We start from the raw sequence: 17,586 nt of genomic DNA, 5'->3' as shown, positions 1-17,586 counted from the left end.
CCCAGCACATGACCGGATTCACTGACGAGACGGCAGAGCTGGATCGGCTCGTCGCGCTGGCCGGCACGGTACCGGGGATCGCCGACGCGGCCGCGGTCGTCCGCTACGCCCCGGCGCGCGTCCTGCCCGAGGCGCCACCCGAGCCGGCCGCGACCCGCGCTGCGCCGGCCGTGCCGGAGGCCGAGAGCTTCGACGGGCCACCGGCGGTCGCCGACGGTGGCCCGTTGTCGTTGCCGGCCGACTGGCCGGCCACGCTGCCCGCCGCGCTGGCACGTGCCGCCGAGCGGCATCCCGGCCACGGCACCACGTACATCGGGGCCGACGGCTCCACCCGGCGGCAGACGTACCCGGCGCTGCTCGACGGCGCCGAGCGGGTGCTGCGGGGTCTGCGCCGCCTCGGACTGCGGCCGGGCGAGTCGGTGCTGCTGCAGTGCGACGACAACCAGAACTTCGTCACGGCCTACTGGGGCTGCCTGCTCGGGGGTTTCCTGCCCACCCCGGTCGGCGTGGCGCCCACCTACACCGTGGACAACGCCGTGGTCCGCAAGCTCCGCAGCGCCTGGCATCTGCTGGACCGTCCGCCGATCGTCACCGACGCCGCCCTGCTCGACGTGGTGGGCGCGGTCCGTGAGCTGTGGGACGGCGACGTCGTGGTGGCCGCGGTGGAGGAACTCGCCGACGGCCCGCGCGACCCCGACTGGTACCCCGCTGAGCCGGACGACATCGCCCTCAACCTGCTCACCTCGGGTAGCACCGGCGTGCCCAAGTGCGTGCAGCACCCGCACCGGACGATCGCGGCCCGCACCTGGGCCACCGCGGTGGCCAACGGGTTCGACGAACACGAGGTCTCGCTCAACTGGATGCCGCTGGACCATGTCGGCGGCATCGTCATGTACCAGGTCCGGGACGTCTTCCTCGGCTGTGATCAGGTCAACGCGCGCGCCGACGCGTTCGTCGCCGACCCGTTGCGCTGGCTGGACTGGGCCGACCGGCACCGGGCCACCAACACCTGGGCGCCGAACTTCGCGTTCGCGCTCGTCAACGCCCAGGAGGCCAGGCTCGGCCGCGGATCCTGGCAGCTGTCCGCGCTGCGCAACATCTGTAACGCCGGCGAGGCGGTGGTGGCCCGCACTGCCCAGCGGTTTGTGCGTCTGCTGGCGCCGCACGGCCTGCCGGCCGACGCGATGGTGGCGACCTGGGGTATGTCGGAGACGTCCTCCGGGGTCACCGGCGGCCGTCTCTTCGGCGCCGACGAGGCTGCCGGCACGGTGACCGTCCAGCAGAGCTCGCTCGCCGGCGCCCTGGTGTACGACGTGCCGGGTGCGCCGGACACCGTGACCCTCACCGAGGTCGGCGCCCCGATCCCCGGTGTGACCCTGCGCGTGGTCGACGGAACCGGCCGGGTGCTGCCGGAGTCGCGCGTCGGCCGGTTGCAGATCCGCGGGGCGACGATGCTGCGCCACTATTACGGCAACGCCGAAGCCAACCGCGAGTCGTTCGTCGCCGACGGCTGGTTCAACACCGGCGACCTGGCGTTCATCCGGGCCGGCCGGGCGACGCTCACCGGCCGGGAGAAGGACCTCATCGTCGTCCGCGGCGCCAACTACCTCTGCCACGAGATCGAGTCGACCGTGTCGCAGGTGCCCGGCGTCGCGGTCACCTACGTGGCGGCCTGCGGCGTCCCGGACGAGGACGAGGGCACGGACCGGCTCGCGGTGTTCTTCGTCCCCGCGGTGCCCGGCGACGACGACGGCACGGTCTGCGCCGCCATCCGGGCCACCCTGGCGGCGGACCTCGGCCTGCCGCCGGACATCGTCGTGCCGGTCAGCGAGGCGGAGTTCCCGAAGACCGAGAGCGGCAAGATTCAGCGTACGGAGTTGGTGGCCCGGCTGCGGTCCGGCGACTTCGACGAGCGGTTGCAGAGCCTCGCCGTGCCGGCCGATCCCGACCCGTGGTGCTTCGTTCCGGTGTGGCAGGCGGAGCCGGCGACCGTCGCGGCGGCCGGCCCCGGTGGTGTGCTGTGGTTCGCGCCCGCGGATGCGGACCCGGCCGGGTTGGCGGCGGCATCGGTGCACACCGTGCGGCCCGGCGCCGGCTTCGCTCGGGTCGGCAGCCGTCATCACGAGATCGACCCGGCGGCCCCGGACGACTATCGCCGTCTGGTCGAGGAACTGCGCGCCGACGGCGTTGCGTTGTCCGCCGTGGTCTTCGCCTGGCCGCTCACCGAACAACCGGACCCGGCCACTCCGGCGGAGTTCCGGGCGGCCGTGAACGGCACCCTGGCGGCACTGCTCTGGCTGACCCAGGCGCTCGCCGGCGAGCCGGTCGACCTGCTCGTGGTCACCCGCGGGGGCCATCAGGTGAGCGGCGGTGATCGCTTCGACGCCCGCGCGGCCGGTGTCGCCGGTTTCGTGCGGAGCGCGGCCGAGGAATCGGTGCTGCGTTCGGTCCGCCAGCTGGACGTGGCCGGGAATGCCGAATCGGTCGTCGCCGCGATCCGCCGCGAACTGCGGGCCGCCGGCGACGAGCCGATCGTGGCCGATCGCGGTGGGCGGCGTCTGGTGCCGCGGTTGCGGCCGGCTCCCGATCTCGATGATTCACCGGCCGGGCCCGGTGCGCTGCGGCCCGGCGGGCACTATCTGCTCACCGGCGGCCTCGGCGGGATCGGCTTCGAGCTGGCCCAGTACCTCCTCGCCACCTACCGGTGCCGGCTGCTCGTCCTCGGCCGGACCGTGAACGTCGCACCGGGCCAGGGCGTCGCCGGGCTTCGCCTGGCCGAGCTGCGTGAACTCGGTGACGTGCGGTACGCGAACGCGGACGTGACCGACCCGGACGCGATCGACGCGGCGGTGATCGCGGCCGAACGCGACTGGGGCCCGGTGGACGGTGTGCTGCACCTCGCCGGTGCGAGCGTGTTGCCGCAGTGGTCGGAGCCGGAGTCACACACGCTGCTGCGTGAGGCGGCCGGCTGGTTCGAGCAGATGACTGACGCCAAGGTGTGCGGCGCCTGGTCCCTCGACCGCTGGCTGGCTGCCCGGCCGGACACTCCGCTGGTGCTGTTCTCCTCGGTCAACGGCTACTTCGGCGGCAGCACCTTCGCCGCGTACTCCGCGGCCAACAGCGCGCTGTTCTCCCTGGCCGGCCATCGTGCCGCCGGTGGTCTCCCGACCCGCTGCCTCGCCTGGAGCATGTGGCGCGACACCGGCATGAACACGGGCAGCCCGTTCGCGGACGCGGCCACGCATCGCGGTTTCCGGATGATCGAGCCGGGCTACGGCATCGCGGCGTTCGTGAGCGCGCTGTCGGCCGAGCACTCCACCATTCTGATCGGTCTCAACGGCAGCAACGAGCACATCCAGGCGGCACTGGCCACCGACCACCTCGATATCGTCGGCACGCTGCTGGCGGTGACCGCCGTCGACTCCACCGTGTCCGGTACCGATCTGGCCGAAGCGGTGCGCGCACGGCTCGCCCGGGCCGATCCGGACGCCGCGGCCCGGTGCACCGTCGCCGTGCTGTCCGAGATCCCCCGGGACGCCGCCGGCCGGCCGGCGGCCCCGCAGCTCCGGTCCGCGGCCCGGCTCGTCGCCGGCGGCGGCTACCAGGAACCGCAGGGCGACTTGGAACATCGGCTCGCCGGCATCTGGGGCCAGGTGCTGGCCGCGCCGCGGGTCGGCCGCGACGACAGCTTCTTCCATCTGGGCGGCAGCTCCCTTCGAGCGATGCGGTTGCTGGCCCGGATCAACGAAACCCTCGGCACCGACTACCCGGTCCGGATGCTTTATGAGAACCCGACGTTGCGCCAGTTCGCCGGCGCCGTCGCGGTTCAGGTATGACGAGGATGGCCCAGATGCCGGATCAACAGCCGACCGTGTTTCCGCTCTCCGCCGCTCAACAGGCGATCTGGTACGCGGAACAGCTGGACCCGGCCAGCCCGCTCTACCTGGGCGCGGAGTACGTGGAGATCCTCGGCCCGGTCGACGAGGTGCGGTTCGAGGCCGCATTGCGGCACACCGTCGAGGAATGCGAGTCGCTGCACCTGCGGGTCATGGACACGGCGGACGGCCCGGCCCAGGTCTTCGTGCGGCCGGGCGACTGGCCGATGCCGATGGTGGACGTCTCGGCCGCCGCCGACCCGCAGCCGGCGGCGATGCAGTGGATGCGGGCTGCGATGACCGAGCCGATCGACCTCACCACTCAGCCGCCGTTCCGGCTGGCGCTGCTACGCCTGGCGGCGGACCGCTACTTCGTGTTCCTGTGCATCCACCGTACGGCGATCGACGGACATGGTTTCGCCATGGTCGTGGAACGGATGGCCGAGGTGTACTCGGCGCTGATGTCAGGCGAGACGGTCGCTGTCCGCCCCCGTCCGATCGAACCGCTGCTGCGTGCCGAGGAGGCCTACGCGGCCTCGCCGGAGTGTGCCGTCGACCGCGAGTATTGGCAGGACCGGCTCGGTGACCTCGCCGGTACGCCTCGGCTCACCCGCCGGTACGTCGAACGCCCCCGGCTGCAGCTGCGGAGCACCGACTATCTGCCCCCGGAGAAGGTCGAACGGCTGCGGCAGCTCGGCGAGGCGACCGGTCTGCGCTGGACCCGCCTGGTAATCGCGGCGACCGCGATCTACGCCTACCGCACCAGCGGCGTACCCGACGTGCTGCTGGGCCTGCCGGTGAGCGCCCGGGTGACCGAGATCGCCCGCACCACTCCCGGCATGGTCACCAACGTGCTGCCGCTGCGGCTTACCGTGACCCCGGATCTGCGGCTGGCCGCACTGGTCGCCGAGGTCGGCGCGAAGACCCGGGACCTGGTGCGGCATCAGCGTTACCGCGGCGAATGGCTGCGCCGCGACCTGCGGCTGCCCGATGACGTGCCGCTCTTCACCGGGCCGATGATCAATATCCAGGCCGGCGGGTTCGAGGGATTCGGCGCCCGGTTCGCCGGCCATCCGGCGGTCGTCCACAACCTGTCCAACCGCTACATCGACGACATCAGCATCACGGTGTACGACTGGCCCAACCCCCGCGGTATGCGGATCGACTTCGAGGCGAACCCGCTGCGCCACGACGACGCGGGTCTCGCCGACCGGCAACAGCGCTTCCTCCAGGTCCTGAACGCACTGATCGGGGACGGCGACGGCCCGGACCTGGCGGGCAGCGTCGCCCGGCTCGACGCCTTGCTTCCCGGTGAGCACCGCTGGCTGCTGGGCCGGCCCGGCGCCGCGACACCGCGACGGGCCTCGATCGCGGAGCTGATCCGGGACCGGGTGGCCGAGGAGCCCGGGATCGCCGCGGTGGAGTGGCCGGGCGGGGCGTTGTCGTACGCCGACCTGGACGAGACCGCGAACCGGCTCGCGCACCTGCTGACCGCTCGCGGGGTGGGCCCGGGAGCCCTGGTGTCGCTGCGGTTTCCCGCGGCCGGCGGCCACCTGCTCGCCGTCAGCCTGCTCGCGATAGCCAAGATCGGTGCGGCGTACGCGATCGCCGGGACGCCGGGCGCGGTCCTGGAGCTGACCCTGTCAGAGGCTGATCTTCCGGAGAACGACGCGGTGCCGCGCCTGTTACTGGACGACGCGGGGATCACCGAGCAACTCGACCGGCAGCCCGCCCACTTCTCGCCGCGCCCGGCGCACCCCGAAGAGCTCGCCGCCATCGCCGGCGGTGCGGTGCTGCTGACGCAGGCCGGGCTCAGTCAGGCGCTCGTCGCCGAATACGCGGGCGTGGGCGGACGGCGTACCGTGCTGATCGGATCGACTGATCCGTCCTGGTCGGCGTACGCCACGCTGGCGATCCTGACCGCCGGCCGGACCCTTGTCGCGACGCCGGATTTCTCCGACGACAACCCGGAAGAACTGGTTCCCTGGCTGGAGAGGTCCGATGCGGATACGGTCAGCTGCACCGGTGCGATGCTCGCCCAGCTGGTCGAGGCCGCCGACGCGGTGGGCAGTGACCTGCCCGGTGTCCAGCAGGTGGTTCAGTCCGGTGACCGGTTTGTCCCGGTCGCCAATCTGCGCCGCTGGTGGGACCGGGTGCCGGGACGCCGGCTGCACCATCGGTACGGCCTCGCCGAGGCGCCGGTTGCGGCGGCGACGACCTGGCCCGAGTTCGCCGGCCGGTGGCCGACGGTTCTGGCCGGTGGACGGCCGGTCGCCGGGCACGCCGGGTTCGTCCTGGACGCCGGACTGGCCCCGGTGCCGCCCGGCGTCCCCGGCGAGCTGTACCTGTTCGCGGCCCACCTTCCCACCTGCTACGCCAACCGCCCCGGCGCGAGTGCAGCCGCGTTCGTGGCCTGCCCGTACGGTCCACCCGGCGCGCGGATGGTGCGCACCGGCGACCTGGCGCGATGGAACGCCGACGGCGAACTCGAGGTGCTGGGCCCCGCCGCCGACCGCCGTACCGTCCGTGGCTACGGCATCGAGGCCGGCCGGGTGGAAGCGGCGATCGCGGCCCACGAATCGGTCGCCGGGGTCGCCGTCGTGGCCCGTGACGCGGCGCTCGTCGGCTACGTCACGGGCGTCGCCGGCATCCCGGTCGACGAGGAGGAGCTGCGCCGGTTCGCCGCCGACCGGTTGCCGGAGTTCATGCTGCCCGCGGCGTTCGTCGGAGTGGGCCCGCTGCCGTTGACGCCACGCGGGACTGTCGACCGGGCCGCACTGCCGGCCCCGGGTACGCCGGCGGACCGCGCCGGCAAGGGTGCACGCACCGAGGCCGAGGAACTGCTGTGCAGGTTGTTCGCGGATACCCTCGGCGTCGCGTCGGTCGAGGCCGACGACAACTTCTTCCTGCTCGGCGGGTCCTCGCTCCAGTGCAGCCTGTTGCGTAACAAGGTTCAGGCCGCCTTCGGCGTCGACGTGCCGCTGCGCGACGTGTTCGCGCATCCGACGGTGGCCGGGCTCGCCGGGCGCCTCGGCCAGGCCGGAACGCCCCGCCCACCGCTGCGCGCGGAGACCCGACCGGAACGGGTCCCGCTGTCCCCGGCGCAGGACCGGCTCTGGTTCCTGTACCGGATGCAGGGACTGAGCGCGACGTACAACATGCCGCTCGTCCTGCGACTGTCCGGCCGATGCGACCGGGAGGCCCTCACCGCTGCGCTGTGGGACGTGACCGAGCGGCACGAGACGCTCCGGACGGTGTTCCCCGAGGACGGCGGCATCGCCCATCAGCGGGTGCTGCCGATCGAGGCGGCGGCGCCGGTGCCGCACGTGCACGTCACCGACGAGGAAGAGCTGCCGGCGCGGCTGGCCGAGGTCGTCCGGTACGGCTTCGACCTCGCGGTCGAGGCGCCGATCCGGGTGGAGCTGTTCGAGGTCGGGCCGTCTCTGCACGTGCTGGTCGTGCTGTTGCACCACATCGCGGCGGACGGGTGGTCGCTGGTGCCGCTGGCCCGGGATCTGGCCGAATCGTACGCGGCACACCTGAATGGCGACTCGCCTCGGTGGGAACCGCTGCCGGTGCAGTACGCCGACTACACGCTCTGGCAGCGCCGGCTGATCGAGGAGACCGCCGACCCGGACAGCGTGTTCAGCCTGCAGAGCAAGCACTGGCTACGGGTTCTCGCGGGGCTTCCGGAGGAGCTGGTCCTGCCGGCCGATCGCGCACGTCCGGCCGCCGGGTCGTACCGCGGCGGCACGGTCCCGGTCGTCATCGACGCCGACCTGCATGCGGCGTTGATCGCCATCGCCCGGGAGTGCGGCGCCACCGTCTTCATGGTGCTGCACGCGGGCCTCGCCGCGCTGCTCACCCGACTCGGCGCCGGCCGCGACATCCCGATCGGCGTACCTGTCGCCGGACGCTTCGACAGCGCCCTCGACAACCTGGTCGGGTTCTTCGTCAACATGCTGGTGCTGCGCGCCGACACCAGCGGTGACCCGGCCTTCACCGAGCTGGTCCGGCGGGTGCGAGATGCCGACCTGACCGCGTTCGCCCATCCGGACGTGCCCTTCGAGTACCTGGTGGAGGCGCTCAACCCGCAGCGCTCGACCGCACGGCATCCGCTGTTCCAGGTCATGCTCGCGGTTCAGGACGCCCCCGGTGCCGCCTTCCAGATGCCCGGCCTGCAGGTGGAACTGCAGCGGGTCGCCACCGGCACGGCCCGGGTCGACCTGCACTTCAACCTCTTCGAGTACCGCGACGAGCGGGGAGCGCCGGCCGGCCTGGCCGGCACCTGCGAATTCAGCGCCGACCTGTTCGACGAGCCGACCGCGGTCGCGCTGGCGGAACGCTGGGTGCAGCTGCTACGCGGTGTGGCCGCCCGGCCCGAGGCGCGGATCGGAGCGGTCGACCTGCTCTCGGCCGGGGAACGCCGGGCGCTGGCGCCCGGGCGGCCGGCGCAACCGGTCACGGCGACACTGCCCGAGCTGTTCGCCCAGCAGGTGTCCCGCACGCCGGAAGCGGTGGCGGTGAGCGACGGCGAGCGGGAGCTGACGTACGCGGAGCTGAACGCCGCCGCCGACCGGCTGGCCGCCGCGCTCCGGGCTCGCGGCGCCGCCCCGGAACGGCTCGTCGGCCTCGCCCTGCCGCGCTCGGCCGACCTGGTCGTGGCCGTCCTCGCGGTGCTGAAGGCGGGTGCCGGCTACGTGCCGCTGGATCCTTCGTACCCGGCGGCCCGCCTCGCGTTCATGCTGGCCGACGCCGACCCGATCGTCGTGGTCAGCACGCTCGCGACGGCCGGTTCGCTGCCTCCGGGCACGCCATTGCTGATCATGGACGACGCGGACCTCGCGTCGCCGGAGGCCCCCGCGGCACACGCTCCGGCGCCGGACAACGTCGCGTACGTCATCTACACGTCCGGGTCCACCGGGCGGCCGAAGGGCTGTGCGGTCACCCACGCGAACGTGGTGCGGCTGATGTCCTCGCTACGCCAGTGGTTCGACTACTCCGCCGACGACACGTGGACGCTCTTCCACTCGTACGCCTTCGACTTCTCGATCTGGGAGATGTGGGGTGCGCTGCTGGCCGGTGGCCGGCTGGTGGTGGTGCCGTGGGAGGTGACCCGGGCCCCGGACCGGTTCCTGCGGCTGCTCGTCGATCAGGGCGTGACCGTGCTGAGCCAGACCCCGTCGGCGTTCTACCAGCTCATGGCCGCTGATGCGGAGCGTCCGGAGATCGGTTCCGGGCTGCGGCTGCGGCGCGTGGTGTTCGGCGGCGAGGCGCTCGACGAGTCGCGGCTCGGTGACTGGTACGCCCGGCATCCGGACGACGCCCCCGGCCTCGTCAACATGTACGGCACGACCGAGACGACCGTGCACGCCACCTTCCAAGCCGTCGACGCGCGGACCGCGGCCGGGGGCGGCGGCCGGATCGGCGTGCCGATCCCCGACCTGGACCTCTTCGTTCTCGAACCGGGCCTCCAACTGGCCGCCCCCGGTGTGACGGGCGAGCTGTACGTGGCGGGCCCGGGCTTGAGTCGTGGGTACCTGGGTCATGCGGGCTTGTCGGCCGAGCGCTTCGTGGCGTGTCCGTTCGGGCCTCCGGGTGCGCGCATGTACCGGACCGGCGATCTGGCGCGATGGGCTGCCGATGCGACGTTGCGGTACGTCGGCCGGGCCGACGACCAGGTGAAGGTGCGCGGGTTCCGGATCGAGCTGGGCGAGATCGAAGCCGCGCTGGCGGCCTGCGCCGGGGTGGGCCAGGCCGCGGTGGTGGCGCGGCCGGACGGTATGGGGGGCGTACGGCTGGTGGGTTTCGCGGTGCCGGCCTCGGGAGCCGGTGAGGTGGACGGCCGGGCAGTGCGGCGGGAGCTGGCCGAGACGCTGCCCGAGTACATGGTCCCGTCGGCCTTGATGGTGCTGCCCCGGCTGCCGTTGACCGGTAACGGGAAGCTGGACCGGGCGGCTCTGCCGGAGCCCGATCGCGGTTCCGGCGACGAGTTCGGACGGCCGCCACGTGGGGTGCTGGAAGAGCTGATGTGCGGCCTGTACGCCGAAGTGCTGGGCTGGCCGTCGGTGGGCGTGGACGACTCGTTCTTCCAGATCGGCGGGCACTCGTTGCTGGCGACCCGGTTGGTGTCGCGGATCCGGTTGGTGCTGGGTGCGGAGGTGGCGATCCGGGACGTGTTCGACTCGCCGACGCCGGCCGGCCTGGCCGCGGTCGTGGCGGCGGCCACCGCGGTGGTACGGCTGCCGTTGCGGGTGTGTGCGCCGGTGAACGGGCCGGTGCCGTTGTCGTACGCCCAGCGGCGGTTGTGGTTCCTGCACCGCCTGGAAGGGCCGGGTGCGACGTACAACGTGCCGCTGGTGCTGGAGTTGTCCGGGCACCTGGATGCGGCGGCGTTGCGGCTGGCGCTGACGGACGTGGTCGGACGGCATGAGGCCTTGCGTACGGTGTTCCCGGACGAGGACGGGGTGGCCTGGCAGCGGATCCTGCCGGCCGCGGATGCGGTCGTGCCGTTCGAGGTCGTCGAGGCGGCCGAGGACTCCGATGACCTGCTGGCCGAGGCGGTACGGTATCCGTTCCGGCTGGCGGAACAGATTCCGGTTCGCGTCACGCTGTTCCGCCTCGGCCCCGACGAGCACGTGCTGCTGGTCCTGATGCATCACATCGCCTGCGACGGGTGGTCGCTGGCCCCGCTGACCGATGATCTGGTCGCGGCCTACACGGCCCGTTCGAACGGCCACGAGCCGTCCTGGACGCCACTGCCGGTGCAGTATGCCGACTACACGGTCTGGCAGCGGGATCTGCTCGGCTCCGGCGAGGACCCGGACGCGATGCTGAGCGCGCAGGTCGGCTACTGGCGTGCGGCGCTGGCCGGGCTGCCCGACGAGTTGCCCATGCCGGCCGATCGGCCGCGTCCGGTGGTGACGTCGTTCCGGGGTGGCTTCGTCGATTTCGATTTCCCGCCGGAGCTGCACGCGGCCATGGCCGCGCTGGCCGCCCGTACCGGCACGACGTTGTTCATGGTTCTGCAGGCTGGGCTTTCCGCTCTGCTGACCCGGTTGGGCGCCGGCACCGACATTCCGATCGGCACCCCGATCGCCGGGCGCACCGACACCGCGCTGGACGATCTCATCGGATTCTTCGTCAACACTTTGGTGTGTCGCATCGACACCGGCGGGCGGCCCACCTTCACCGAGTTGCTGACGCGGGTACGCGAGCAGGCGCTCGCCGCCTACGCCCACCAGGATGTCCCGTTCGAGTATCTCGTCGAGGCGCTGAACCCGCCGCGCTCGGCGGCCCGGCATCCGCTGTTCCAGATCGGTCTGGTGCTGCAGAACTCCGCCGCCGGCACGCTCGAGATGCCCGGGTTGCGGCTGCGGCAGCGCCGCGTGCCCACCGGAACCGCCCGCTTCGATCTCATGATCAGCGTGCGGGAACAGGATGGTTCGCTCACCGCCACGGTGGAGTACAGCACCGACCTTTACGAGCCCGGCACCGTCCGTGCTCTCACCGAACGCTGGCAGCGGCTGCTCACCGCGGCGGTGGACCGGCCGGACACCCCGATCACCGACATCACCGTCCTCGCTCCGCACGAGGTGGCGGCTCTGGTGCCGCCGGTACCCACCGACGTGGACGCCGGCTCGATGCCCGCGCCGTGCGAGCTGTTTCAGCGTCAGGTGGCCCGGACCCCGGACGCGACGGCCGTCGTCGACGGTGCGGTGCACCTGTCCTACGCGGAGCTGGACGCGGCGGCGAACCGCCTCGCCCGGCTGCTGGTCAGCCACGGCGCCGGGCCCGAGCGGGTGGTGGCGGTCGGGCTTGCCCGGTCGGCTGAACTCGTCGTGGCGATCGTCGCTGTCCTCAAGACCGGCGCGGCGTACCTGCCGGTCAACCCGGACCACCCGGTCGCCCGGATCAGCCGCGTGCTGAGCGACGTCCGGCCGACGGCGATCGTCAGCACCGGGGCGGTGGCGGCCGGCTGGGCCGGCGCCGTCCACCCGGACCTGCCGGAGCCGTTGTTGCTCGACGACCCGGGCATGATGGCGGCGCTGGCCGGTCTGCGGGACACCACGATGACCGATGCCGAACGGCTCCACCCGCTGCATCCGGCACACCCGGCGTACGTCATCTACACCTCCGGCTCGACCGGTACGCCCAAGGGTGTGGTGATGCCCGCTGCCGCGCTGTCCAACCTGGTGCGCTGGCAGATCGGTGTGCTCCCGGGCGGCCCGGGCCGGCGGACCGCGCAGTTCGCGGCCCTCGGATTCGACGTGTCCGTTCAGGAGCTGCTGGGCGCTCTCGCCTGCGGCCGCACCCTGGTCACCATCGCCGCCGAGACCCGGGCCGACATGGCGGCGCTGGTTCGCTGGCTGGACGACTCCGGGATCGATCAGCTCTTCGCGGTCAACTCGGTGATCGGCGCGCTGGCCGGGGCGGCGATGGACGCCGGTCTGCCGCTTGCCGGGCTCCGTGACGTCATCCAGGGTGGCGAGGCGCTGCACCTGGGGGAGCGGGCCTGGCAGTGGTTCGACAGCGTTCCGGGCCGGCGGCTGCACAACCACTACGGCCCGACCGAGACGCACGCGGCCACCGCGTACACCGTGCCGGACCGGGCCGGGTTGCGGCCGGAGCCGCTGCCGATCGGCGCGCCCATCGACGGCTTGCGTTGCTACCTGCTGGATGCGGACCTGCGGCCGGTCCCGCCGGGTGTGCTGGGGGAGTTGTACCTGGCCGGCACCGGGCTGGCCCGGGGGTACCAGGGTCGTGCCGGGATGTCGGCCGAACGGTTCGTGGCGTGCCCATTCGGGATCGGGGCGCGGATGTACCGCACCGGGGACCTGTGCCGGCAGGACGCCGCCGGGGTCTTGCGATTCGCTGGGCGCACCGATGACCAGGTGAAAGTCCGGGGCTTCCGGGTCGAGCCGGGCGAGATCGAAGCGGCGCTGGCAGCGTGCGCCGATGTCGGCCAGGCAGCGGTGGTGGCCTGGCCGGGCGGCGCCGCGGGCGTACGCCTGGTGGGCTACGCGACGTCGGTTCCGGGAGCGGCTGATCTGGACGGCCGGGTGTTGCGGGAGCAGATGGCCGTGCGGCTGCCGGACTACATGGTGCCCGCGGCGGTCATGGTGCTGGAACGGCTGCCGTTGACCAGCAACGGAAAGCTGGACCGGGCGGCATTGCCGGAACCCGACTTCGGCGCCAGCGGTGGACGGTCGCCGCGCGGGGTGCTGGAAGAGCTGATGTGCGGCCTGTACGCCGAAGTGCTGGGCCTGGACGCGGTCGGCGTGGACGACTCGTTCTTCGACGTGGGCGGGCATTCCTTGCTGGCGACCCGGTTGGTGTCGCGGATCAGGTCGGTGCTGGGCGCGGAGGTGGCGATCCGGGACGTGTTCGACTCGCCGACCCCGGCCGGGCTGGCCGCGGTCGTGGCGGCGGCCACCGCGGTGGTACGCCCGCCGCTCCGGACGCGCCCGGCGAGCATGTCGAGGGTGCCGTTGTCGTTCGCGCAGCGGCGGTTGTGGTTCCTGCACCGCCTGGAAGGGCCGGGCGCCTCCTACAACATGCCGCTGGTGCTGGAGCTGTCCGGGCACCTGGACGAGGCGGCGATGCGGCAGGCGCTGACGGACGTGGTCGCCCGGCACGAGACGCTGCGCACGATGTTCCCCGACGAGGACGGGGTGGCCTGGCAGGAGATCGTTCCGGTCGACCGCCTGAGCGTGCCGTTCGACGTGGTCGAGGTGGGCGGCGGCGCGGTCGCGGAGCTCCTCGCGGAGGAGGTGCGGTACCCGTTCGAGCTGGCCGAGCAGATCCCGGTCCGGGCCACGCTGTTCCGGCTCGGCGCCGACCGGTACGTGCTGCTGGTGTTGTTCCACCACATCGCCGGTGACGGCTGGTCGCTGGCCCCGCTGCGGGCCGATCTCGTCGCCGCGTACCTGGCCCGCCGGGACGGGCAGGCGCCGTCCTGGGAACCGCTGCCGGTGCAGTATGCCGACTACACCGTGTGGCAGCGGGAGCTGCTGGGCGCCGAGGATGATCCGGACGCGGTGTTCACCGCGCAGGTCGGCTACTGGCGTGCGGCGCTGGCCGGGTTGCCCGACGAGCTGTCGCTGCCCACCGACCTGCCCCGGCCGGCGGCGTCGTCGTTCCGGGGCGACACCTTCACTTTCGACTTCCGGCCGGAGTTGTATGCGGCGATGACCGCGCTGGTCACCCGTACCGGCACCACGCTGTTCATGGTGTTGCAGGCCGGGTTGGCGGCGCTGCTGACCCGGTTGGGCGCGGGCACCGACATCCCGCTCGGCAGCCCGATCGCGGGGCGTACCGACACCGCGCTGGACGACCTCATCGGGTTCTTCGTCAACATGCTGGTCCTGCGTACCGACACCAGCGGCCGGCCCACGTTCACCGAGTTGCTCACCCGGGTGCGCGAGCGAGCCCTCGCCGGGTACGCCAACCAGGACGTCCCGTTCGAGTATCTCGTCGAGGCGCTCAATCCGCCCCGGGCCGCCGCCCGCCATCCGCTGTTCCAGACCGGCTTGGTGCTGCAGAACGCGGCCACCACCGATATCGAGATGCCCGGTCTGCACGTGCGTCCGTACCGGGTGCCCACCGGAACCGCCCGCTTCGATCTCATGATCAGCGTGCGGGAACAGCACGGCACCCTGACCGCCACGCTGGAGTACAGCACCGACCTCTACGAGCCGGACTCCGTCCGTATCCTCGCCGAACGCTGGCAGCGGCTGCTGGTTGCCGCGACCGATCGGCCGGACACCCCGATCACCGACATCGCCGTTCTGAGCGCGGACGAACTGGCGTGGCTCTGCGCCCCGCCGGCGCCGGCCGCCACCATCGGAGTCCTTCCCGGTCCGGCCGGGACGCCCACCGGCCCGGCCGCACCGGCGAGGATCGCGGCGCTGGTCGGGCAGCCCGAGAACGCGGCGGCGATCCACCAAGCGATATTCGCGGCCGGCGCGGTGTGCGTGCCGGTGGATCCGGACTGGCCTGGGACGCGGATTCGGGCGGTGCTGGCTGCCGCCGGGGCCGAGCTGCTGATCACCGACCTGGCGCAGCTGCCCGATGGCGTCGGCCCGGACATCGCCGTCCGGGGTCCGCTGGACCTGCCGGCGTCCGGTGCCACGCCCTGGCCCGACGAGGCGGCCTACCTGCTGTACGACCGGGAGACCGACGGGCTCGTGACACAGACCCATCGAGGGCTGGCGGCCGTCGCCGCCGATCCACGGTGGAGCGGTACGGCCGGTCCGTTGTTCGTCGAGCGGCTCCTGCTGACGACAGCACCGGCGGCGACTGTCTGGGCACCGCTGTTGTCCGGCCGGACGATCGTCTCCGACCCGGGTCAGGCAACGGAGATCATGCTGACCGCGGCGGCCTTCCACCGGATGGCCGGAGCCGACCCGGCTGCCTTACCGAATGCCGGACACATCGTGGTGCTGGACGGGCTGCCCCGTTCAACGGCCGTCGACGCGGTGACAGCGGCGTGCCCCGGGACGACGGTGCTCGGCGTGCCGGGGACACCGTCGACCGGTGGCGCACCCCTGGCCGGCGAGACGGTCGGTGGAACGGCCCGATACGTGCTCGACGACGACCTGCGGCCGGTGCCGCCGGGCGTGGTGGGACAGCTGTACGTTGCCGGACCGGCCATCGGGCGGGAGTGCCATGGCGCAGCGTCGCGTACCGCCGAGCGGTGGATCCCGTGCCCGTTCGGGCCGCCCGGCGGCCGGATGCTCCGCACCGGCCGGCTGGGGCGCTGGACAACGGGCGGCGAGCTGCGCCTCGTGGTCCCGGCCGCGCTGGTGGAGGACGTCACGTCGTCCCATCCCCATGTTGCCGATGTCGCCCTGGTCGGCGGCGACCGGCGGGTGGCGTACGTCGTCGCCTCCGGTTCCGTCGCACCGGAACCGGACGAGCTGATGAACTGGCTGGCCGAGCGGCTGCCCGAGTCGTCGGTCCCGGACGCCGTCGTCGTCGTGGACGCGTTGCCGTTGACGCCGGACGGCGGCGTCGACTGGTCCGCGCTCACCGAGGCACCGGCTGTCGCGGAGTCGCGCCCGCCGCGCAACGCCAGGGAGGAACGCCTCTGCCGGCTGTTCGCCGACGTGCTCGGCCGCTCCGACGTCGGCGTCGAGGAAGGCTTCTTCGCCCTCGGCGGGGACAGCATCGTGTCGATCCAGCTGGTCGCCCGGGCCCGCGCCGCCGGACTGCTGTTCACCGCGCAGGACGTCTACCGCTACAAGACTCCGGCGGCCATCGCGGTCGTCGCGGCCGAGCCGGACGCCGGCGCGGACGACTCGACCGGGCCGGTGCCCGCGCCGCCGCACGTCGCGTGGTCCCGAGGCCGGCCGGACTCGCCGGACCGGCATCACACCATGGTGCTGCGGGCTCCGGACGGTGCGACACCCGAGCTGCTGCGTGAGGCGCTCGAGGCGGTGTGGCGACGCCACGGAGCGCTACGGGTACGCCTCGACGAGGCCGTGATTCCGGTCGCCGCGGAGGACGCGCGGCCCGGACTTCTCGACGTGGTCGACGCGTCCGACTTCGACGAGCGGACATGGACCGAGCAGGCCGGTTCGGCGGCGACGGCCGCGGCCGCCCGGCTCGACCCGGGCGCGGGCACCATGCTCCAGGCCGTCCACCTCGACCCGGGACCGCCCGGCGGCGGCTGGTTGGTGGTCGTGGTGCACGACTTCGCGGCCGACGCCGAGTCCCTGCGGGTACTGGCCGACGGCCTGGCGGACGCCTACGCGGCAGTGGCCGGGGGTCGTCCACCCGCGCTGAACGGGCCGGCGCTCAGCTACCGGAGCTGGGCGTCCCCGTTGCCCGAGCTGGCCGCGGAGCTGGCCGGCGAACTTCCGCACTGGTGCCAGGTGCTGGCCACGGCGCAACCGCCATGGCCCCCGGACGGCGCCGACGCGGGCACCGCACCGCCGCTGCGTACCGTGTTGCCGGCCCAGACCGGAACGGCGCTGCTCACCACGACCGCCGCCGCGTTCCTGGCCACCACCGAGGAACTGTTGCTCGCCGCGCTGGCCATCGCGGTGGCCGGTGCGGGGAACAGCCCGGACACCGGGGTTCTGATCGAGGTGGACCCGCAGGACAGGCCGGCCGGCCTGGCTCCCGGCGAGATCGGCCGGTTCACCGCACCGGTGCCGGTGTGCCTGCGACCGGGCCGGATCGAGCAATCGGACGGGGCTGCGCTGAGCGACGCGGTCAAACAGATCAAGGAGCAGATCCGTGCGGCGTACGCCGGCGGGTTGAGCTTCGGATTGTTGCGATATCTGAATCCGGAGACCGCCGCGGTGCTCGGCGGGCTGGACTTGCCGCCGATCGGCTTCTGCCACCGGGGGCCCGCCTCCGGTGGATCGGCGAACCCTGCATCGGATGCCTGGCCGGAGGTGCCGGGCGTCGTGGACGGCGGTGACCGCGCGCCCGGCGGCTATCTGCTCAGCCTGGGGACGGGCACGACCCGCGAGGGCCGGCTGGCGGCGACCTGGCAATGGGATCGTGGGGTGCTCTCCGCCGTACAGGTGCGGCGGCTGTCCGACGACTGGGTGGAGGTGCTCAGCACGCTGGTGGAGGCTGCGGAAGGCAAGGGCGTTCGCGGTCTGACGCCGTCCGACGTCGGGCTGGTGAGCCTGAGCCAGGCCGACCTCGACGAACTCGACCTCAACTGGATGACGTGACGTGGCCGCACACATCG

Annotated in this window: 2 protein-coding genes; both read left to right on the top strand. The window is 72.8% G+C overall.

The features are described 5' to 3' along the window. Nucleotides 1–8 precede the first annotated feature (8 nt). On the top strand, nt 9–3,836 hold the full coding sequence (locus Adu01nite_RS45850) for an SDR family NAD(P)-dependent oxidoreductase (protein ID WP_203735709.1): 3,828 nt from the start codon (nt 9–11) through the stop codon (nt 3,834–3,836). A gap of 14 nt (nt 3,837–3,850) precedes the next feature. Beyond that, the gene (locus Adu01nite_RS45845; protein ID WP_203735708.1) at nt 3,851–17,569 is read left to right on the top strand and encodes a non-ribosomal peptide synthetase; all 13,719 of its coding nucleotides are present in this window, start codon (nt 3,851–3,853) and stop codon (nt 17,567–17,569) included. The last annotated feature ends 17 nt before the right edge of the window (nt 17,570–17,586 follow it).

The sequence above is a fragment of the Paractinoplanes durhamensis genome, from assembly GCF_016862175.1.
Lineage (GTDB): Bacteria > Actinomycetota > Actinomycetes > Mycobacteriales > Micromonosporaceae > Actinoplanes > Actinoplanes durhamensis.
Note: the sequence above shows the minus strand (reverse complement) of the source record. Positions and strands in the feature narration are given on the sequence as shown.

Coding starts and splice junctions, on each gene's coding strand:
- Adu01nite_RS45850 (WP_203735709.1), top strand. CDS start 9: ATGACCGGATTCACTGACGAGACGGCAGAGCTGGATCGGCTCGTCGCG.
- Adu01nite_RS45845 (WP_203735708.1), top strand. CDS start 3,851: ATGCCGGATCAACAGCCGACCGTGTTTCCGCTCTCCGCCGCTCAACAG.